General features: G+C 42.0%; 15 protein-coding genes and 1 pseudogene. 6 read left to right on the plus strand and 10 right to left on the minus strand.

What is annotated here, in order from left to right:
• Positions 1–7: 7 nt before the first annotated feature.
• From glgX to glnS, 5 genes are all read right to left on the minus strand, one after another.
• Positions 8–2017 (minus strand): glycogen debranching protein GlgX, encoded by a 2010-nt coding sequence (gene glgX, locus A3CS_RS0103670; RefSeq protein ID WP_005545432.1) that lies wholly within the window; start codon positions 2015–2017, stop codon positions 8–10.
• Positions 2014–4209, minus strand: coding sequence for a 1,4-alpha-glucan branching protein GlgB (gene glgB, locus A3CS_RS0103675; RefSeq protein WP_019518245.1), 2196 nt, complete (start codon positions 4207–4209; stop codon positions 2014–2016). The genes glgX and glgB overlap by 4 nt, the downstream gene beginning before the upstream one ends.
• Complete coding sequence (locus tag A3CS_RS0103680; protein WP_005545429.1) at positions 4206–4766, minus strand: hypothetical protein; 561 nt, start codon at positions 4764–4766, stop codon at positions 4206–4208. The genes glgB and A3CS_RS0103680 overlap by 4 nt, the downstream gene beginning before the upstream one ends.
• Before the next feature lie 99 nt (positions 4767–4865).
• Positions 4866–5300: a YcgN family cysteine cluster protein gene (locus tag A3CS_RS0103685; RefSeq protein WP_005545427.1), complete on the minus strand. Its 435-nt coding sequence runs from the start codon at positions 5298–5300 to the stop codon at positions 4866–4868.
• Positions 5301–5371: 71 nt separating this feature from the next.
• Positions 5372–7063, minus strand: a complete 1692-nt coding sequence (glnS, locus tag A3CS_RS0103690) for a glutamine--tRNA ligase (protein ID WP_019518246.1) — start codon at positions 7061–7063, stop codon at positions 5372–5374.
• Positions 7064–7263: 200 nt separating this feature from the next.
• On the opposite strand from glnS, the gene A3CS_RS0103695 reads away from it, so the two are divergent.
• From A3CS_RS0103695 to tdeA, 3 genes are all read left to right on the plus strand, one after another.
• Positions 7264–8448, plus strand: a complete 1185-nt coding sequence (locus tag A3CS_RS0103695; protein ID WP_005545424.1) for an efflux RND transporter periplasmic adaptor subunit — start codon at positions 7264–7266, stop codon at positions 8446–8448.
• A gap of 19 nt (positions 8449–8467) precedes the next feature.
• Entirely contained in the window at positions 8468–10402 is a 1935-nt protein-coding gene (locus A3CS_RS0103700) for a MacB family efflux pump subunit (RefSeq protein ID WP_005545422.1), read from the plus strand.
• A gap of 76 nt (positions 10403–10478) precedes the next feature.
• Positions 10479–11852: a toxin/drug exporter TdeA gene (tdeA, locus tag A3CS_RS0103705; protein WP_012820994.1), complete on the plus strand. Its 1374-nt coding sequence runs from the start codon at positions 10479–10481 to the stop codon at positions 11850–11852.
• Positions 11853–12124: 272 nt separating this feature from the next.
• On the opposite strand, the gene A3CS_RS0103710 is transcribed toward tdeA, so the two are convergent.
• The gene (locus A3CS_RS0103710; RefSeq protein WP_005545415.1) at positions 12125–13666 is read right to left on the minus strand and encodes a subtype B tannase; all 1542 of its coding nucleotides are present in this window, start codon (positions 13664–13666) and stop codon (positions 12125–12127) included.
• Between the two features lie 627 nt (positions 13667–14293).
• Complete coding sequence (locus A3CS_RS0103725) at positions 14294–14719, minus strand: DNA-binding protein (RefSeq protein ID WP_019518247.1); 426 nt, start codon at positions 14717–14719, stop codon at positions 14294–14296.
• Between the two features lie 243 nt (positions 14720–14962).
• Here A3CS_RS0103725 and A3CS_RS1000000111395 point away from each other — a divergent pair, with 243 nt between their 5' ends.
• Complete coding sequence (locus A3CS_RS1000000111395) at positions 14963–15118, plus strand: helix-turn-helix domain-containing protein (RefSeq protein WP_080630345.1); 156 nt, start codon at positions 14963–14965, stop codon at positions 15116–15118.
• 11 nt (positions 15119–15129) lie between these two features.
• Positions 15130–16521, plus strand: a complete 1392-nt coding sequence (locus tag A3CS_RS0103730; protein WP_019518248.1) for a P-loop NTPase fold protein — start codon at positions 15130–15132, stop codon at positions 16519–16521.
• Positions 16522–16876: 355 nt separating this feature from the next.
• Here A3CS_RS0103730 and A3CS_RS0103735 read toward each other — a convergent pair whose 3' ends face one another.
• From A3CS_RS0103735 to A3CS_RS01000000110835, 3 genes and pseudogenes are all read right to left on the minus strand, one after another.
• Complete coding sequence (locus tag A3CS_RS0103735; RefSeq protein ID WP_005546369.1) at positions 16877–17200, minus strand: zinc ribbon domain-containing protein YjdM; 324 nt, start codon at positions 17198–17200, stop codon at positions 16877–16879.
• Positions 17201–17282: 82 nt separating this feature from the next.
• A complete protein-coding gene (locus A3CS_RS0103740; protein WP_005559623.1) occupies positions 17283–18146 on the minus strand; it encodes a DMT family transporter in 864 nt (287 codons plus the stop codon).
• 44 nt (positions 18147–18190) lie between these two features.
• Positions 18191–18869: pseudogene (locus A3CS_RS01000000110835) on the minus strand (TIGR01621 family pseudouridine synthase).
• A gap of 130 nt (positions 18870–18999) precedes the next feature.
• Between A3CS_RS01000000110835 and A3CS_RS0103750 the strand changes: the two are divergent.
• A complete protein-coding gene (locus A3CS_RS0103750) occupies positions 19000–19908 on the plus strand; it encodes a LysO family transporter (protein WP_005568336.1) in 909 nt (302 codons plus the stop codon).
• Positions 19909–19912 lie beyond the last annotated feature (4 nt).

Consider the following 19912-nt stretch of genomic DNA (forward strand, 5'->3'; position numbering starts at 1 on the left):
TATGTGGTTAATATTTCCGCAACACACAAAATGCCACCCCATCGACTTCCACCTGATTTTCGTGCAACGTTAAGTGTGTTGTCCCGCATACATGTTTCCATTGACTTACCGCTTGCATAGGCAATGTAAAATGTTGTTTTTCCGCTTTGGCATTGATTAAGAAAATCCATTGCTCATCTAATACTACTTGTAGCGTTTTATTTTCTCGATTGTGCCAATCATCAAGGTTCATCGGCTCTCCGTGAGCATTAAGCCAAGACACATTTTCTTGTGACCACCAACGATCACTCAGCAAACTTGCAATTTTTTTTCGTAACGCGATCGTTTGGCTGGTTAGGTTAAATAAATCCTGATTAAATGACTGCCATTTTAACCAGGTGATTTCGTTATCCTGACAATAGGCATTGTTATTGCCGAATTGACTGTTGCCGAACTCGTCGCCCGCCAACAGCATCGGCGTGCCGTTGGAAAGCAATAAGCTCATGAGCAAACTGCCTGCCGTTAAAACTCGCTGATTTTCTACCGCACTTTGGTGTGGATCGGTTAAATCCAATTCGCTGCCTTCAAAGCCATGGTTATAATTGTAATTTTCATTGCGCCCGTCACGGTTTTCTTCGCCATTGGCTTCATTGTGTTTTTGGTTATAACTGGTTAAATCGCGCAAGGTGAAGCCATCATGAGCGGTAATAAAATTCAGCGACGTATGCGGCAGGCGCCGTTCCTGTTTAAAAATGTCGCCGGAGCCCGCCAGACGTTCGGCAAAGGCGCCCACTTCCCCACTTTTCCACAACCAGAAACGGCACATATCATCACGAAAACGGTCGTTCCATTCAGCGAAATAATGGGGAAAATTGCCTAATTGATAGCCATAATGTCCGATGTCCCAAGGCTCACTGATTAATTTCACCCGCTGCAAACTCGACGTTTGCGCAATGTCGTTAAACAACGCCGCATGGTGATTAAAATCCGGTGTTTCGCGCCCTAACGCAGTCGCCAAATCGAAACGGAAACCGTCTACATGGCATTCTTCCACCCAATAACGCAGGCAATCCACTACCCAGCGACGGGTAATGTGATTGGACAAATTCAGCATATTGCCGCAACCGGTCCAGTTTAAATATTCGTCTTGCGGGGTTTGCCAATAATAGGTTTCGTCATCAATGCCACGTTGACTAAAGGTTGGGAAGTATTTTTCCGATTCCGCCGTATGGTTGAACACCACGTCTAAAATCACTTCAATGCCCGCTTCATGCAAGGCTTTCACCATGTATTTAAATTCATTTAACGGATTGGCCATATTGGCTTGCGAGCAATATTTCGGCTCCACGGCAAACATGGCTAACGGGTTGTAACCCCAATAATTGGATAACCCTCTTTGTTGTAAGTGCGGTTCGCTTACCGCGTAATTTACCGGCAACAACTCGACTGCTGTTATACCTAACTTTTTCAAATACGCAATCGTTTGCGCGTGCGCCAAACCGGCATAGGTGCCGCGTATTGTCTCTGGTAATTCCGTTTGTAATTTGGTAAAACCTTTCACACTCAACTCATACACAATGGTTTCGGTCCAGGGCGTATTCGGCGCTTTGTCACTCTGCCAGTCAAATGCACGATCAACCACCACCGCTTTCGGTGCATAGCGGGCGTTATCCCGCTCGTCGCTCAACAAAAACCACGCTTGCGTTTCAGGCGAGCTTAAATCCGGTTTGCCCACCACGGCCTTGGCATAAGGGTCCAGCATCAATTTCTGCGGATTTGCCGTCAAAGTGCGGTCATTTTTTGATGTGATTCTGAAGCCATATTGGGTTCCGTTTGCCACCCCGCTTAACGCCAAATGCCACACGTTGTCGGAATTAACCATGTTGAAACGGGATTCCCGCTCCTCTTCAAACAGACAAAGTTCCACCTGTTGCGCCGCCGAAGAATACAGGGCGAAGTTCGTGATCTGCTCGTCGCTTTCTTCGTATCGGCTGTAGCCGAAAGGATAAGGTTTACCGTTATTTTTTACTGCAATCATGCTTTACCCTGATATTTCAAATAAATGGTTGCCAATGGCGGAATAGAGACGGAAATGGAGTTCGCCCGATTATGGCTGGCGATGTCTTCGCTGTGTACAGCGCCTAAATTACCCACATTTGAACCGGCGTAATAGGCGGAGTCGGTATTTAAAATTTCGTGATATTCGCCGGCAACATTCACACCGAGACGATAATCATGACGCGGCACCGGCGTGAGGTTGCTGATTACAAGAATACGTCCGCCATCACGGCTGCGGCGTTCAAAAGCGAAAACGGAATTTTGTACGTCATCTGCCACCAACCAATCAAAGCCCTGCGGATCGGAATCCAGCTCAAAGAGCGGTGCGTTTTCGCGGTAAATTTTATTGAGATCTTTCACCAGCTGTTGTACGCCGATATGCCATTGACCGCCGATGCCTTCATCTAGCAGGAACCAATCCAGACTTTCACGGTAATTCCATTCGCGACCTTGGGCGAATTCATTGCCCATAAATAGCAATTTTTTGCCCGGATAACCCCACATATAGCCATAATAGGCACGCAAATTGGCAAATTTTTGCCACGCATCGCCCGGCATTTTGCCGATAAGAGAACATTTGCCATGCACCACTTCGTCATGAGAAAGCGGCAACACGAAGTTTTCGCTGTATTGATACATCATGCCGAAAGTCATTTGGTTGTGGTGATATTGGCGATAAACGGGGTCTTTTTCCATGTAGGATAAGGTGTCGTTCATCCAACCCATGTTCCACTTGAAATTAAAACCTAAACCGCCCTGTTCGCTCGGATGGGTCACGCCGGTAAAGGCGGTGGATTCTTCCGCAATGGCGATAGAACCCGGTACTTCGCTATGGATTTTCCAGTTGGTATGTTTCAAAAATTCAATGGCTTCTAAGTTTTCCCGCCCGCCGTATTGATTCGGAATCCACTGCCCTTCGGCGCGACTGTAATCACGATAAATCATAGACGCCACCGCATCGACCCGAATGCCGTCGATACCGAAGCGTTCAAGCCAATACAACGCATTACTGGATAAGAAATTCTTAACTTCGTTGCGTCCGTAGTTGTAAATCAGCGTATTCCAATCTTGGTGATAGCCTTCGCGCGGATCGGCGTGCTCATACAATGCCGTACCGTCAAATGCCACCAAACCGTGGGTATCGCTCGGGAAATGCCCCGGCACCCAGTCGAGAATCACATTAATACCGGCATCATGCGCCCGCTCTACCAAGCGTTTAAAGCCTTCCGGCGTACCAAAACGGCTGGTCGGCGAATACAAGCCAAGCGGTTGATAACCCCAAGAACCGTCAAACGGAAACTCGGACAACGGTAAAAATTCAATATGGGTGAAGCCCATTTCCTGCACGTAAGGAATCAATTCGTCGGCGATTTGATCGTAATCCAGCCAGAAATTGTTTTCCAAGTTACGTCGCCAAGAGCCTAAATGCACCTCATAAATGGAAATCGGCTGATCCCATTGGTTAGCTTTACGACGGGCTTCCGTCATCGGCACGACACTCGGCAACGGACTGATTTGTGACGCGGTATCGGGACGTAACTGAGAACTGAAGGCATAAGGGTCGGCTTTTAAGCGGAGGTTGCCATGGCAATCGATTAATTCAAATTTATACAGTTGCCCCAAAGAGACTTTCGGCAGGAACAATTCCCACACGCCGCTTGCCGGGTGTAAGCGCATTGGATGGCGACGACCGTCCCAATAGTTAAAATCGCCTACCACAGAAACCCGTTTGGCATTTGGCGCCCACAAACGGAAATTCACGCCTGAGACACCGTCACATTCAATGAAATGCGCGCCTAATACTTCATACGGACGTAAAAACGAACCTTCCGCCAACAACCATTCATCCAAATCATTAATCATCGGGTGATAACGGTACGGGTCTTCAATAATTTGTGACTCTTTACCCCAATACACCTGTAGTTGATAAGCAAAGAAATTCCGCGTATCCGGCACCACGCCGGCAAAAAAGCCTCTGTCATCTAAATGGGTTAATTCACACAACGTTTCCTGATTTTCTTTTTCAATGACCAAAACACGACTTGCATCCGGCAACAACGCACGAATTTCAATACCCTTTTCGGTTTCGTGCATACCCAATACGGAAAACGGATCACCATGTGTGCCGTCAAAAAATTGATTGATAACTGATTGCGCTACTAATTGAGTCATAATGAATCCTCGCTAAGCGTTGCGTGCTTGATTAAACAGAAAAACGAAGCAATGTATTCATCATTGAAAATAAGATCGAATGATTTGCTTAATTTCTTACGCCAACCGACAGTATTTTCTTCCGCCTGCTGATCTTGGTATTCGAAGATGTCCAAGACATTAATACAACAATGCCCCGCCCTATGCTTTTTTAAATGCATCAAATGCCTTAATTGGTAGTATCTGAAAGGCTGCTGAGAAAGTTGAATAGATGGAAAATCGAAAAGGGAGTGTTCTGCACACTTATTGCCCTGTTCATCAAAGAGTTGGTAATGTAATGAACAAGAAGGAAGAGATAAACGGGTCAAATCATAATAGATCATGTCATTATTAAACATCGTAATCACATCATCAAATTCCCCTTTAGAACACTCTGATTTATTAGGCGGCTGTGGTAATTTGATAAAATACGATAACGTTTGCGTACTGGCATAAATTAAATGCCTGCCACTATCATAATGAGCTAAAGCAAGTTCTAATTTTTCTGTGGATTGCTTGATGGAGTCTGGAATTTGCATATAAAACCTACAACAACATACGACAAGAAAAATAACAATTATTAAGTATTGTAGTAGAGGTTAACACAAAAACAACACTTTTAGTGCAAATTAGTGATCTCAATCAAGAATAAAATCGAACCAATCAATAACATCCCGTTCATGAATGCCGTATTTAATCAAAATATCGGCTTTTTTCACGCTATCGGGATCGCCGCTGATAAGCGGATGCCATGAGGGCAACGGTTTTCCTTCATGTAATAAACGATAAGCACAGGTGGCGGGTAACCAATCGAAATCCGACAAGTTTTCTTTGGTGAGCTTGGTGCAGTCTTCTTCCAATTCAAAACGCCGTGAATATTGACCGCACTTTCCCGTTTCCAACTCCAACAGATTGCAGGCAATGCGCGTGTAATACAAATGTTCATATTTGCCATAGCCGTCAATATATTTACGATAGCAACATTTCCCACACCCGTCACATAACGCCTCCCACTCGGCATCGTTCATGTCAAGTAAGGTTTTGTGTAGCCAAAAATCGGGTTCTAATTGCATAGCGAAAAATGATAAAGAAAAGTGCGGTCAAAATTCATCGTGAAAAACGACCGCACTTTATGCGATTGAGTTTAAAATCCTTCTTTCAAACTCACTGTCAGGTTGAATACCAAATGTTCGGAGCGGCTGTCTTTGCTGTCGGCACAGAAATAACCTTCACGTTCGAATTGATAGCCCTTCTCCGCTTCCGCGTTGCCAAGGCTTTGCTCCACAAAACCCTGTTTCACCACTAAAGAAGTTGGGTTTAATACGCTTTCGATATCTTCTTCCGCGCCCGGATTCGGCACGGTGAATAAACGATCGTATAAACGGAACTCTGCCGGGTGATTATGCACCGCAGACACCCAGTGAATCACGCCTTTTACTTTGCGACCATCTGCCGGATTTTTACCCAAGGTTTTCGGATCATAAGTGCAGTAAATCGTGGTAATTTCACCGTTCACATCTTTTTCTACGCGTTTCGCTTTGATCACATAAGCATTGCGCAAACGCACTTCCTTGCCCAGCACTAAGCGTTTATATTGTTTATTCGCTTCTTCGCGGAAATCGGCACAATCAATATAGATTTCTTTTGTGAACGGTAATTGGCGTTCTCCTAGTTCTGGACGATTCGGGTGATTTGGCGCAGTCAATATTTCTTCACCGTCAAAGTTTTCAATCACCACTTTCACCGGATCGATCACCGCCATGGCGCGTGGTGCATTTTGGTTTAAATCATCACGAATGCAGGCTTCTAATGCACTGTATTCCACCACGTTATCTTGTTTGGTCACGCCAATACGACGGCAAAATTCACGAATGGACGCCGGTGTATAACCACGACGGCGCAAGCCTGAAATGGTTGGCATACGCGGATCGTTCCAGCCGTCCACGATTTCATCATTCACCAATTTTAAGAGTTTGCGTTTAGAGGTTAAGGTGCCTTCTAAATTTAAACGGGAAAATTCATATTGGTGCGGCAGCGGGCGTTCAATGCTGATATTTTCCAACACCCAATCATACAAACGACGGTTATCTTGGAATTCAAGGGTACATAAGGAGTGCGTGATACGCTCAACAGCATCGGAAATACAATGAGTGAAATCGTACATCGGATAAATGCACCATTTGTCGCCTGTTTGGTGATGGCTGGCGAATTTTATGCGATAAAGCACCGGATCGCGCATCACCATAAACGGCGACGCCATATCAATTTTTGCCCGCAAGCTCGCTTTACCTTCGGCAAATTCGCCGTTTTTCATTTTTTCAAATAAAGCCAGGTTTTCTTCCACGCTGCGATCACGATATGGGCTGTTTTTACCCGGTTCGGTTAAGGTGCCGCGATATTCGCGCATTTCTTCCGGCGAAAGTTCATCCACATACGCCAAACCTTTTTTGATAAGCTCAATGGCATAACCATAAAGCGCGTCAAAATAATCGGACGCATAATGCACTTCGCCCGCCCAATGGAAACCTAACCATTCTACATCAGCTTTAATAGAATCCACATATTCCACATCTTCTTTCACCGGGTTGGTGTCGTCAAAACGCAAATTACATAGCCCTTGGTAATCTTTTGCAATACCAAAATTCAAGCAAATGGATTTAGCATGACCGATGTGTAAATAACCGTTTGGTTCAGGCGGGAAACGCGTATAAACGTTATTGTGTTTACCGCTTTTTAAATCTTCATTAATAATTTGAGTAATAAAATTGTGCGGACGGCTATTTTCCGCCGTTTCTAATACAGTTTCTGTGCTCATAGTTTTCTCATTAAAACGCATAAAAAAATAACCGCACTATTCTACACGCTTCAGCATAAAAAGCGAGGAATGCGGCTTATTGTTGAAATAAATGTGCAAACTACCCTTATTTTTAATTGAGTATCATTGGGAGAATAATGGCAACACGCTAAAAATTTTAATAATTTCTTAAGTTTTGTTGTATAGTGTGGCGATTCATTGTGGACTTATGAGAGAAAAAGATGAAGAAAAAACCTCTTATTATTACTGCTATTGCAGCCGCTGTGATTACCGGCGGTTATTTTTTTGTACGCGATTCCGGCGCACAAACCACTTACTTAACGGAAGAGGTCAAACGCGGCAATATTGAAAAGAACGTGGTTGCTACCGGTTCCATCGAAAGTATCAATACTGTTGATGTGGGCGCGCAGGTGTCAGGGAAAGTCACCAAACTTTATGTCAAACTGGGACAACAGGTGAAAAAAGGCGATTTAATTGCCGAGATTGATTCCACCACCCAAATTAATACGTTAAACACCCGCAAAGCCGCCTTGGCGAGTTATCAAGCCCAATTAGTTGCACGCAAAACCGCTTACGATGTGGCACTTTCCAATTACAATCGCTTGTCCAAATTATACGGGCAAAAAGCCACTTCATTGGACACATTAAATACCGCTAAAGCCACCTTGAATAATGCCAAAGCGGAAATGGACGTGGTACAGGAAAATATTAAACAGGCGGAAATTGAAGTGAACACCGCCGAAACCAACGTGGGCTACACCAAAATCACCTCCCCGATTGACGGCACGGTCATTTCCACACCGGTATCCGAAGGGCAAACGGTAAATTCCAATCAGACCACGCCGACTATCATTAAAGTGGCGGATTTAAGCAAAATGCGCATTAAGCCGGAAATTTCCGAAGGCGACATTACCAAAGTCAAAGCGGGGCAAGATGTGACCTTCACTATTTTATCCGACAATAAAACCGTTTATCACGCCAAAATTGATTCCGTAGACCCGGCAACAACCACCATCAGCGACAATTCAAGCTCAAACAGTTCAAGCTCAGGTTCCAGTTCCTCCTCCGGTTCAAGCAGCAGCGCAGTATATTATTACGCCAACATTATCGTTGAAAATCCCGAACATGTTTTGCGTATTGGTATGACCACGGAAAATAACATTAAAATTGCCGATGTGCAAAATGTGTTGTTTATTCCGAATTTGGCAGTGCAAAAGCAGCAAGACAAATATGTAGTCAATGTACTAAACGGCAATACAACACAAGAACGGGAAATCGAAATCGGCGTGCAAAATGATTTCCAAACGGAAGTCAAATCCGGTTTAACGGAAGGCGAAAAAGTAGTGATTTCACAAGTTGCTGCCGGTGAAACCTTCGGCGATCCTGATGCCCCGATTATCTTCTAAAGTGCGGTGGGTTTCGACGATGAATATAATTGAAATCAAGCAGCTCAACCGTTATTTTGGCGAAGGTGAAAACCGCGTTCATGTTTTAAAAGACATTTCCCTTTCCATCGAAAGAGGTGATTTTGTCGCCATTATGGGACAATCTGGTTCAGGCAAATCCACACTGATGAATATCATTGGTTGTTTGGACACGGCAACCGGTGGTTCATACAAAATTGATGGAAAAGAAACCATTGAATTAACCAACGATCAGCTTTCCGATTTACGCAGCCAAAAATTCGGTTTTATTTTCCAACGCTATAACCTATTAAGCAGCTTAACCGCCGCAGAAAACGTCGCCTTACCTGCAATTTATGCGGGAATGCCACAAAGCCAACGCTTGGAACGTGCCAAACAATTATTGGAAAAACTGGGATTGGGCGATAAATGGCAAAACAAGCCGAACCAGCTTTCAGGCGGTCAACAACAGAGAGTGAGTATTGCCCGTGCATTGATGAACGGCGGAGAAATTATCCTTGCCGACGAACCCACAGGTGCGCTGGATTCGCACAGCGGTGAAAATGTGATGGAAATCCTCCGTCAACTGCACGAGGAAGGCCACACCATTATTATGGTGACCCACGACAAGCACATTGCTGCCAGTGCCAATCGGATCATTGAAATCAAAGATGGTGAAATTATCAGTGATACGCAAAAACGTCAGGTAAAAAGTGCGGTTAAAAATCCAAGTGTTTTTAAAGGTCGTTTCGGTTTCAGCAAAGATCAACTTATGGAAGCCTTCCGTATGTCCGTCAGTGCCATTGTAGCGCACAAAATGCGCTCATTGCTGACCATGCTGGGAATTATCATCGGGATCACTTCCGTCGTTTCCGTGGTGGCGTTAGGAAATGGTTCACAACAAAAGATTTTGGAAAATATTCGCGGTATCGGCACAAACACAATGACGATTTTTAACGGTAATGGTTTCGGTGACCGTCGTTCACGGCACATTCAAAACCTAAAAATCAGCGATGCCAATACGTTATCGAAACAAAGTTATATTCAAAGCGTTACTCCAAATACCTCTTCCAGCGGCATTTTAGTGGTCGGTAACAAATCCTTCACATCCGCCAATTTATATGGTATCGGTGAACAATATTTTGATGTAGAAGGCTTGAAGTTAAAACAGGGCCGTTTATTAACCGAGGACGATGTGGATCAAAGCAACCAGGTGGTCGTGCTGGACGAAAGTGCAAAAAAAGCCATTTTTGCCAACGAAAATCCCCTTGGCAAAACGGTGATTTTTAATAAGCGACCATTTCGTGTCATTGGCGTGGTGTCAGATCAACAGCTGGGCGGATTTCCCGGTAATTCGTTAAATCTATATTCTCCTTATAGTACTGTATTAAATAAAATTACCGGTGGCAGTCGAATTGGTTCCATCACAGTAAAAATTAGTGATGACGTAAATTCTACCGTGGCGGAGAAAAGCCTAACGGAATTATTGAAATCTCTGCATGGCAAAAAAGACTTTTTTATCATGAACAGTGACACTATTAAGCAGACCATTGAAAATACTACCGGCACGATGAAATTACTCATCTCTTCTATTGCTTTTATTTCCTTAATTGTAGGCGGTATCGGCGTGATGAACATTATGTTAGTGTCAGTGACAGAACGCACAAAAGAAATTGGTGTACGCATGGCAATCGGCGCCCGTCAGATTAATATTTTGCAGCAGTTTTTAATTGAAGCGGTGTTAATTTGTTTAATCGGTGGCGTGGCCGGAATTTTGTTATCTGTCCTCATCGGCGTGTTGTTTAATAGCTTTATAACGGATTTCAGCATGGATTTTTCCACTGCATCCATTGTTACCGCCGTATTATTCTCCACCCTAATCGGCGTGTTATTCGGCTATATGCCGGCAAAGAAAGCAGCAGAATTAAATCCGATTACAGCGTTGGCGCAAGAATAAATTTTGTAAAATACAAAAGAGGGGTTAGAATTCTCTATAATTTTTGACCGCACTTTTATAAAAAAGGGAAAAAACAATGTTCACAATAAAAAAATTAACCTTAACTATAGTGGTGGCAACAACCCTCACGGGCTGTGCCAATATTGGCGATTCTTATCGGGCCAGCCTTAAGAACTACAAACAATATGAAGAAATCACCAAACAATACAATATTAAGAATGATTGGTGGAAGCTTTATAAAGATGCCCAGTTAAATCGTGTGGTCGAAAAAGCCCTATTGAATAATAAAGATTTAGCTAAAGCCACAATTTCCGTTAATCGCGCCCTTTATAGTGCGAACCTTGCCGGTGCGAATTTAGTTCCTGCATTCAGCGGTTCCACCCGCTCCACAGCACAAAAGAATATAAAAACCGGCGGCAACTCAACGATCAGCCATACAGGTTCTTTAAATGTCAGCTATACCTTAGATTTATGGTTCCGCTTAGCAGATACCGCAGACGCGGCAGAATGGACACATAAAGCTACGGTCCAGGATATGGAATCCACTAAGCTTTCCTTAATTAATTCTGTGGTTACCACCTATTACCAAATCGCCTATTTAAACGATGCCATTAGCACGACAAAGGAAAGTATTAAATATTACACCGATATTAGTAATATCATGCGCAACCGCCTGGCACAGGGTGTAGCAGATAGCATCAGTGTAGATCAAGCACAACAGGCAGTGTTAACGGCACGTAATAATTTAATCACTTATCAACTCAATCGTAAAACTGCAGAACAAACACTCCGCAATTTACTTAACTTAAAACCGGACGAAACATTAAAAATTACCTTCCCGCATATTTTGAAAGTTAAATCCGTAGGTGTAAATTTGAACGTACCGGTTTCCGTCATCGCCAACCGTCCTGATATAAAAGGCTATCAAGCACGCTTAAGTAGTGCATTTAAAAATGTCAAAGCGACTGAAAAAAGCTGGTTCCCGGAAATTACCTTAGGCGGTAGCTTAAATTCGAGCGGTAAAAAATTGAATAGCGCAACAAATACACTTATCGGTGGAGGTGCATTAGGTATTAGTCTGCCGTTCTTAAACTGGAATACGGTTAAATGGAATGTAAAAATTTCCGAAGCAGATTATGAAACAGCGCGTTTGAATTATGAAAAAAGTATCACTGTCGCATTAAATGATGTGGATACTAATTATTTCTCATTTACACAAGCCAAAAAACGCTTTACTAATGCCCAAAAAACCTACATTTACAATCAGCGTATTACGCAGTACTACCGCAACCGGTATAATGCAGGTGTATCCGAATTACGTGAATGGTTAACCGCTGCAAATACCGAAAAAAATTCCCAACTCTCTATTTTACAAGCCAAATATAACGTAATTCAGGCCGAAAATGCGGTTTACAGTTCTATGGCGGGTTATTATTCCGTAAAAAAATAATGTGAAACAACCGCGCTTATGTGTTTAGCATACAACGGTGCTTTATGAAAAGTGCCGTTTTTGCTTTTATATGTCCCCCTAAGTTATAGGGTGATTATTTTTTAACCACCCTTAGGTATTACATTGCTATTTCATGTCCCAGTGGAACAGGCCCAATGTTTTGATAGCCAGAAGCTCGACAAGCTCTGACTCAAGCTCAACGATCGTCCTCTACAGTAGTGAGTGCCGATGCTTTATGTAAAACACCACCGCACTTTTACCATTCCCGTAAACTATTTGCTAATACTATCCACCCACTGAAACAACTCATCCAAATCATAATCCCCCGCATGCGGCACGCCCCATGGCGTTTCATAATCCACCTGCTTACCCGCCATACGCAATTTTATAGCTAACATAGCACCGATAGCGTGCGAAGTATCACGGTCGGAGGTGCCGACCCGAATGCGCCAATGCTGCGTTTTACTTTGATCCACATAATTCATGGCGTTCATTAAGCGCACCACATTTTTATCCGCCATCTTTCCCTTTTCCGTGCTGTGTTGCCAAGAAAAAACGGTGAAATGCTGATTATTCACGGTTTCCGTACCAAATAAATTATTTTCGCCCGAACTCAAATTCAGCGCATCAAATGCCGGTGGCGATTTCATTCGTTTTTCCGCGTGAATATAACCGTCCCAATCAATGTCGGTAACACCTTCTTTGCTGACGTTCACCCAAGGCTGATCGGCAAAAGAGGTGCCGTTTTTATGCGCCTTATCCGCTGCCCGTATAATCACCGATTTCACATAATCCTTAAAAGAACCGTTGCCTTGCGCGTCTAACGTTAACCCATTGCCTTTTTCGTCTTTCAATTTCAAACTATTTAAATAGGCGGGAAATTCGGCTTTTAGCTGATCGGACAGCGTAATTTCCTGCGCCGTCAACGTGCCGTCAATGGTCGCTTTTGCCGCTGCTTGAGAACGATCGTTATAACTGTCCGCATTTAAACGACTCATATCCATACGGCGATATTCGTTTAAACCGTTAAACTCCCATTCATAAGCGCTATCGGCGTGCTCCAAATTGGTAATCGGACAATAGGCAGAAACCGCAAAAATTGCATCACTCGCTTCTGCCGCGCCCGCGTGTTTTAAATAATGGGCATAATCCGGATTATCGCCGCTCGCCCCTAACAAGGCGGACAACGCCCCGCCGGCACTGGTGCCATTAGAAATAATTTTATTGGCATCGCCCGGCATCACCTCATCATTAAAATGCAAATAACGCACCGCCGATTTCAAATCGATAATCGCCGCCGGCGCCTTGCCGGTATATTTTCCGTCTTTCTCCAGCGTCCGCCCGCGTGCGCCCACACTCGCCACCACATAGCCTTTAGAAAGTGCGGTCAAAATCGCATTCGGTTTATCGTTGTTGCCAAACCCTTTTGCGTCATAAGTCGCCGCTTTCGCCGGCATATAACCGCCCACTGCATTCGGCAGGAAAATCGGCGCGGTTTTCGCCGTAAAACCGTTAATGTTACCCTCGTTAAAATACGCTTCCGGTACATAAATATTCAGCGTTTGATAATCCGGTTCAAGCGGCTGCTGCACATACACAATCTTCTCAAAAGCACGGAATTTCACGGTTTCCCCGTTCACCTTCGCCTCCAAAGTGCGGTAGGTTTTCGGCGAGAATTGCAAATCATAGCCGTTACCCGTTTTATTAAAATAAGGTGCCTCCGCCAACGGATCCTGCGCCTGCGGCGGATTCGCCCACACCGTTCCTGAAATCACCAACCCCACCAAAGAAGCCAACCATGTTTTTGTGTGCATAAGATTTTCCTGTTTAAAAGATATACTGTTGATTAGATGAGCGTATCGTCGATGAGTTCGGTAGGTGTAACAAAAAAGTGCGGTTGATTTTCACCGCACTTAAAAATCATATAAACATCAAGTCAATATCACTTGAAAATGTAACTCGTTTTACTAAAATTTACATATTATTTTCATTTTATGGATGTAAAACACCGAACAAAATGAGAAAAAGGAATAAACTAGGGAGAATGTTGAATCAAGCGGGAATAAGTGGAACAAAACCAATGAAAACAAGGGTGCAAGAAAAAACGGCGTCCTTTTTTATTGAAGAATAGACAAGAATAAAAAATGCGAAAAGTTTTAAAAATCGCAAAAAAAAACGAAACAAAATGCGAAAATAAAAAAGCGTTTAAAAATCGTTTAAATGTCATTTAAAGCGGTTTTTTGTTCTTATTTTCTAATTGTTTTATCAGTGCGTAAATCTGACACTTTTCCGCGCAAGTGATGTTTATGTTGTCTGCTATACAGATGTCATTTGTTGTATAGTTGTTGCCATATTGAATGTATATGCTGCCTTGTGGCGCGTCCTTAGTATTATCATTAAAGAATTTAAGAATTGACTGCTTGTCCATAACTCTCCTTAGTTTATGCAACCAATTTAAATAAATTAATAATCTTCTCGTTAGCGCTTTCTTCGCTTAGTAATTCATAAATCATCCATACCATTTGCGCCTTGGCTTCGGGCTCCATGGTTTTGCGTGTCATTGCTAAGATTTCTTCAAGTGTGCTGATCGCCGTTAAAAAGCGCGCCTTGCTTACTTCCGTTAAGTCTTCTTTTGATGCGTTATATTGTGCGGTAGGATCTTCTATTATATTGCGTTTAAAGCCTAGGGCGCGCTGCACCTCGTAAGGCATGGATAAATAATGGTATTCGTATGTTTTCCCTTTTCTTCCTTTTATAAGTCGTCTTTCCCAGTTTTCTAATTTGGCTTTTTTAGTTACCCCTTGAACAGTTTCTGGTAGTCCAGCTACTCCCAAAAGGTCTTTCAGTTCTAGCCACTCTCGGATCATATCTAACCTCCTAGTTTTAAACCAAGGATTAAAACTAAGTTTAATTTACAATACCTCTTAACGTATTGATTTAAATAAAAATAAATTTCTTTACATAAGTTTTACAAAATTTTTATTTAAACTATTGTTGACTTTAGTTTTAAACTTGATTTAAACTAAGTTTAACGCTAAGGAGTAAGACTAAAGATTTACACCCAAGTTTAACCTAATCTTTAAATTATTCAAATGCAAAAGCGAGGAACTATGAAAAAAAAGGATTGGAGTAGAAAGCGGATTGTTTACGAGTTACATGAGCGAAACATTACATTGCATTCGCTTTCAGTTAAGTCTGGATTGGCTCCCTCCACATTAAAAAATGCATTGCGAGTTAGTTATCCGAAGGGAGAATGGATCATTTAGAGTAACCAATTATGGCAACTACTGAAAAAATTGAAGAAAAATTATTAAACCTTATCAATCAAGCAGACTCTTTTGCTATTGCACTTACAGGTGAATGGGGAATTGGTAAAACGCATTTCTGGAAGAATTTCTATGAAAAGAATCATAATAATTTCAAAATGAATAAGTATTCTTATGTTTCGTTATTTGGTATTGATTCCTTAGAATCATTTAAATATCAAATTGCTATAAACACTCATGATACAAAGCAGAAAAAAGATTATTTATTACATATAAAGAAAGCATTTTCATCTATTATAAGTAACATTGACTTCCCAAAACTAGAAGCCAAAGGTTTTAGTCTTTCAGTTACTCAAAGTATGATAAACAGCATAATATCAAACTTTATTGAAGATACTGTCATTTGTATTGATGATTTTGAGAGAAAATCAGATAAATTAGACACAAGAGAAATCATGGGTCTCATTAATTTTCTAAAAGAGGAAAAGAAATGTAAAATTATAATGATTTTACATGAAGATAAATCTAAGGATCTAGAAGTATTCAGGGAATATAAAGAAAAAGTATTTGATGATGTCTTAATATTAGATGAAAACATATCAATCATCAGAAAACTAATTAATAACAACGAAAATTTTGATATATATGAAAATTTCTACAATATTTTAAAATATAAAAATTTAAGATTTTATATAAAAGTAGATAAGGATTACAGAAACATAACTTCTTTAAATAAAAATTTAAGCCTAACAAGCAAAAGATATATACTAGAAAATATTTTTGTTATTAGAATGATTTTTGAAAAAGGAGTGTTTGAATTAACTACAGAGAAAGGTGAAACTTTTTCTGTTGACGTAAACTTTCTTTTAAATTTTGATTCTGAAGATGATTATTATAAGGCGAGAGCATTTAACAGCTACTTAAATAACTTTACTTTTTTTTATGGTTTAAATGAATGGGGTAAAGTAATTTTACAGCATTTCACTGAATATCAGATAAATAATGACACATTAGAAAAGCTAATAAAAAAAGATTTAATATCAGATGAAAAACTTAAAGAAGAAAAAGAATTCGATGATATATTAACTGAGTTTCACAGCTTAAAAACAAAACCTGATTTCATTAATAGACTATATGATATAACTATAAAGCAAGCTAAAAGAATGAGGTTAGGAAATATATACTTTTCTTACAAAATAATTAACTATGAAGACGCTGAATTAGCTAATAATTTAGAGAAAGAAGTCAAAGAGATAATTGATTCTTTCTTAAAAAATAATTTTACTTATGATTTAAAGTTACGTAATTTTTCCCTTTTGGAGAAAGTGATGATATTTTTGCAAAATTTCTTGAAGAGAAAATTGAAGAATACAAAAAAACGCCCAAGTCTCAAGATATCTTAACCCCATTTCTTAGATATTTTGAAGATAGGAGTTATCTGTATGAAAACCTAAACTTAGATTCTATTTCAAAGGAACAATTAAAAGAGATAATTTGGATAGATATTAATGACAAACAATATCGAAGACAGTTTATAGCTTCCGTAGTACACCATCCTGCATTTTCTGAAAATAAGCGAGAAGAAATTCGTCAATGGACCGTAGATATTCTCCGAGAAGAAGCTACTGATAATCCTGATAGTAAAGCAGTTATTGAAATGTGGTTAAATGACACTAATGAACTAAAAGATTTAAAAAAATATCTGTAATAAATCAAATTACAAAAGCCATCCGACTAACAGATGGCTTTCTCATCCATCTACGCCTTCTTCAAAAACTCCGATTTCAACATAATTTTGCCACAATCGACATTGTGGTCGCCGTGGGTGAGGCGGATGTTTTTGAATTTGGTGCCTTTCTTTAACACCTCGGAAGAGCCTTTGAGTTTTAAGTCTTTGATGAGCAGCACGTCGTCACCGTCGGCGAGTAAGTTGCCGTTGCTGTCCTTAACGATAAGCTGATCATCATCCTGTTCTTCGGTTTCGTTGCCAGTCCATTCGTATCCGCAATCGGGGCAGACGAATTGGATTGAATCGTGGTAGGTGTTTTCGCCTTTGCAAGATAGGCAAATTGGGTATTCCATGTGTTTTCTCCCTGGGTATGAAATGTTAAAAGCGCGCTATTGTAACGAAAAGCCGTGGGTTTCGGGGAAATAATTTATACATTTAACGGCGCATTTTCGCCAATAAACTGACGGACAGGATAATAACGAATGAGCCGATCCAGAAATTGAGCGTCGGCACGTTGTGCCAGAACAGCCAGTCGCAAATGCTGGAAAAAATCACGCCGGTGAAAGCAAACGGGGTGATGACGTTCGCCGGGGCGTATTTAAAGGCGCGGGTGAGCAATAATTGGAAGATTAAGCCGAAACCGCCCACTAAGAGCAATAAAAGAAAGCCGTGAGCCGTAGGAATTTCCCATTGTGCGGCGAAAAATAACGGCAGCAACAGGGAGCCTAATAAATGGAAGTAGAACACGATGTTTTTCGGTGAGTTGTGTTTGTTGAGCTCCTGCAAGCTGATAAACGCCATGGCGGCTAAGAATGCCGCGCCCAGTGCATAGCCGATATGTAAGAGTTCAAAATGTTTGGAGGAATCCGTCAACATGATAATGGAAACGCCCGCAAAACCAAGGAAACTGCACGCCAATACTTTCAGCGGAGTTCGGGTGCGTAACACAAACAATAATAACGGCACGAATAACGCCGAGGTGTTCATCAATAAAACGGCGATGGAAATCGGCAAATATTTGATGGCGTAAAAAGTCAGCAACATACTGGCGATGCCGGCAAGATTACGCATGACGAGAAACGGCCATTGACTCAGTTCCACTTTGAAATCGCCGTCGCGAATCATAAAGGGCAATAAAAAAATGAAGCCGATAAGAAAGCGAGAAAATAGGATTTCACTGGAAGGCAATTCGTCGGAAGCGTATTTGACGAACACGCCCATCAAGGCAATGCTAATGTAGGCAAAGATCATGCAAATAATGGCTTTTTGGTATGACGTTGTTTTGATTTTCGTCTGCATAACGGGCTTCCTTGGGTTTTATCGCCGAAAAGTGCGGTCAGATTTTAAGGTGTTTTTTCGGCGTCGGCATTGACGTGTTTTTCGATGTCTGCCCAAAAACGCTGAAAAAAATCACCGCACTTTTCGTCTTTGAGCGGTTCCCCTTTAATTTGAACCGCCTGTCCGAAATAGTCAAACGATAATTGATAAGCGTGCAGATAGGTGCGATCGGCGCTATCGCCGCCATACAAAGCATCGCCTAAAATCGGACTGCCTAAACTTTTCATAGCGACACGGAGCTGATGGGTTTTGTCGGTTTTCGGTTGCAGAATAAATAAGCGCAAATTTGGTGCGAGACTATGGGACACAAAATCTGTCACGGCAGGATTTTCTTTGCTTTGGGTCAGTTTCCAAGCACCTCGGCGCGCTTTTTGCATATCACCGCTGATTCTCCCCTGCTTTTTCTTTGGTTTGTGAGTTGCCAGTGCGAGGTAAGTTTTCTGAATTTGATGATATGCAAACTTTTGTGACAACGTCACGTCAGCCTTGTTCATTTAATGCTAACATTAATAACCCCGAGGTCACTTTATCCAGCCGATGAACCAGCCAAACCTGCGGCACGCCAAGCTGTTGCGCCACCAGTCGGGTTAAGCCGATGTCGGCATCGTCTTTGTGTACGCTGATACCGTTCGGTTTATTAATCACGATAAAATCAGGATGTTGAAATACAATTTGAAACGTCATGGAGAAAATCAATAAGAAAAAACGGGTGGCATTATAACATACAACAATCGCTTTATCGGCGCGCGATTAGGCGGGGTGACAGAAAAGTGCTATACTTCGCGCTTAACAATAACTCTAAGGTATTTTCAGGGTGTACGAAGGTTTGCTCATTATTTTAGTGCCGATGTTTGTCGGCTACATGGTTAAAACGAAAAATCAGACGATTTTGCACGCATTGGGGCGATTAACCATGGTTCTGCTTTACATGATCTTGTTCTCCATGGGCTTTTCTCTCGGTCAACTGAATGATTTGGCACAACAATTACCGCAAATCGGCGTTTATGCCCTAACCTTTATTTTATTGACGCAAGGGTTTAATTTTATCGGCTTGTTGGTTTACGACAAACTTCACCCGCAACCCCTAAAACACAATGCGGAAAAAATGCCTTCCCGCTGGCATATTTTGCCGGATTCCTTGAAATTATGTGCCGTTGTGGCAATCGGTTTTGTCGCCGGTTGGTTGGCGAAAGGACATTTTGCCCTCTCCCACAACACGACGACTTATGTGCTGGTTGTGATGATTTTCTGTGTGGGCGTACAACTGCGCAATAACGGGATTTCCATGCGGGCGGTGTTTTTCAACAAACGGGGCTTGGCAATGGGCGGCATTTTTATCCTGACCTCTTTGCTGGGTGGCATTGTCGGTGCGCAGGTATTGTCCATGCCGATGGTACAAGGTTTAGCGGTGTCTTCCGGCTTCGGCTGGTATTCTTTATCCAGCGTGACCCTAAGCAATGCCTGGGGACCGGTTTGGGGCAGTATTGCGTTTTTTAATGATTTATCCCGTGAACTGATTAGCTTATTTATTATCCCATTATTTATGCAAAACTATCGTTCTACGGCGGTAGGCTTTGCCGGCGCCACGGCACTGGATGTCACCCTGCCGATTATCCAAAAAGCGGGCGGCATGGAAGTGTTACCGCTGGCGTTTAGTTTTGGCTTTATTGCCAACATTACGCCCCCGATTTTATTGATGTTATTTACCTCGGCCCCTTTATAAACAG

This window comes from Aggregatibacter actinomycetemcomitans DSM 8324 (assembly GCF_000372365.1).
GTDB lineage: Bacteria > Pseudomonadota > Gammaproteobacteria > Enterobacterales > Pasteurellaceae > Aggregatibacter > Aggregatibacter actinomycetemcomitans.

What these genes read in the sequence shown, in the direction of transcription:
- A3CS_RS0103700 (WP_005545422.1), top strand. Translation starts at nt 8,468, where the DNA reads ATGAATATAATTGAAATCAAGCAGCTCAACCGTTATTTTGGCGAAGGT.
- glgX (WP_005545432.1), bottom strand. Translation starts at nt 2,017, where the DNA reads ATGATTGCAGTAAAAAATAACGGTAAACCTTATCCTTTCGGCTACAGC.
- glgB (WP_019518245.1), bottom strand. Translation starts at nt 4,209, where the DNA reads ATGACTCAATTAGTAGCGCAATCAGTTATCAATCAATTTTTTGACGGC.
- tdeA (WP_012820994.1), top strand. Translation starts at nt 10,479, where the DNA reads ATGTTCACAATAAAAAAATTAACCTTAACTATAGTGGTGGCAACAACC.
- A3CS_RS0103685 (WP_005545427.1), bottom strand. Translation starts at nt 5,300, where the DNA reads ATGCAATTAGAACCCGATTTTTGGCTACACAAAACCTTACTTGACATG.
- A3CS_RS0103695 (WP_005545424.1), top strand. Translation starts at nt 7,264, where the DNA reads ATGAAGAAAAAACCTCTTATTATTACTGCTATTGCAGCCGCTGTGATT.
- A3CS_RS0103680 (WP_005545429.1), bottom strand. Translation starts at nt 4,766, where the DNA reads ATGCAAATTCCAGACTCCATCAAGCAATCCACAGAAAAATTAGAACTT.
- glnS (WP_019518246.1), bottom strand. Translation starts at nt 7,063, where the DNA reads ATGCGTTTTAATGAGAAAACTATGAGCACAGAAACTGTATTAGAAACG.
- A3CS_RS0103725 (WP_019518247.1), bottom strand. Translation starts at nt 14,719, where the DNA reads ATGATCCGAGAGTGGCTAGAACTGAAAGACCTTTTGGGAGTAGCTGGA.
- A3CS_RS0103740 (WP_005559623.1), bottom strand. Translation starts at nt 18,146, where the DNA reads ATGCAGACGAAAATCAAAACAACGTCATACCAAAAAGCCATTATTTGC.
- A3CS_RS0103710 (WP_005545415.1), bottom strand. Translation starts at nt 13,666, where the DNA reads ATGCACACAAAAACATGGTTGGCTTCTTTGGTGGGGTTGGTGATTTCA.
- A3CS_RS0103730 (WP_019518248.1), top strand. Translation starts at nt 15,130, where the DNA reads ATGGCAACTACTGAAAAAATTGAAGAAAAATTATTAAACCTTATCAAT.
- A3CS_RS1000000111395 (WP_080630345.1), top strand. Translation starts at nt 14,963, where the DNA reads ATGAAAAAAAAGGATTGGAGTAGAAAGCGGATTGTTTACGAGTTACAT.
- A3CS_RS0103735 (WP_005546369.1), bottom strand. Translation starts at nt 17,200, where the DNA reads ATGGAATACCCAATTTGCCTATCTTGCAAAGGCGAAAACACCTACCAC.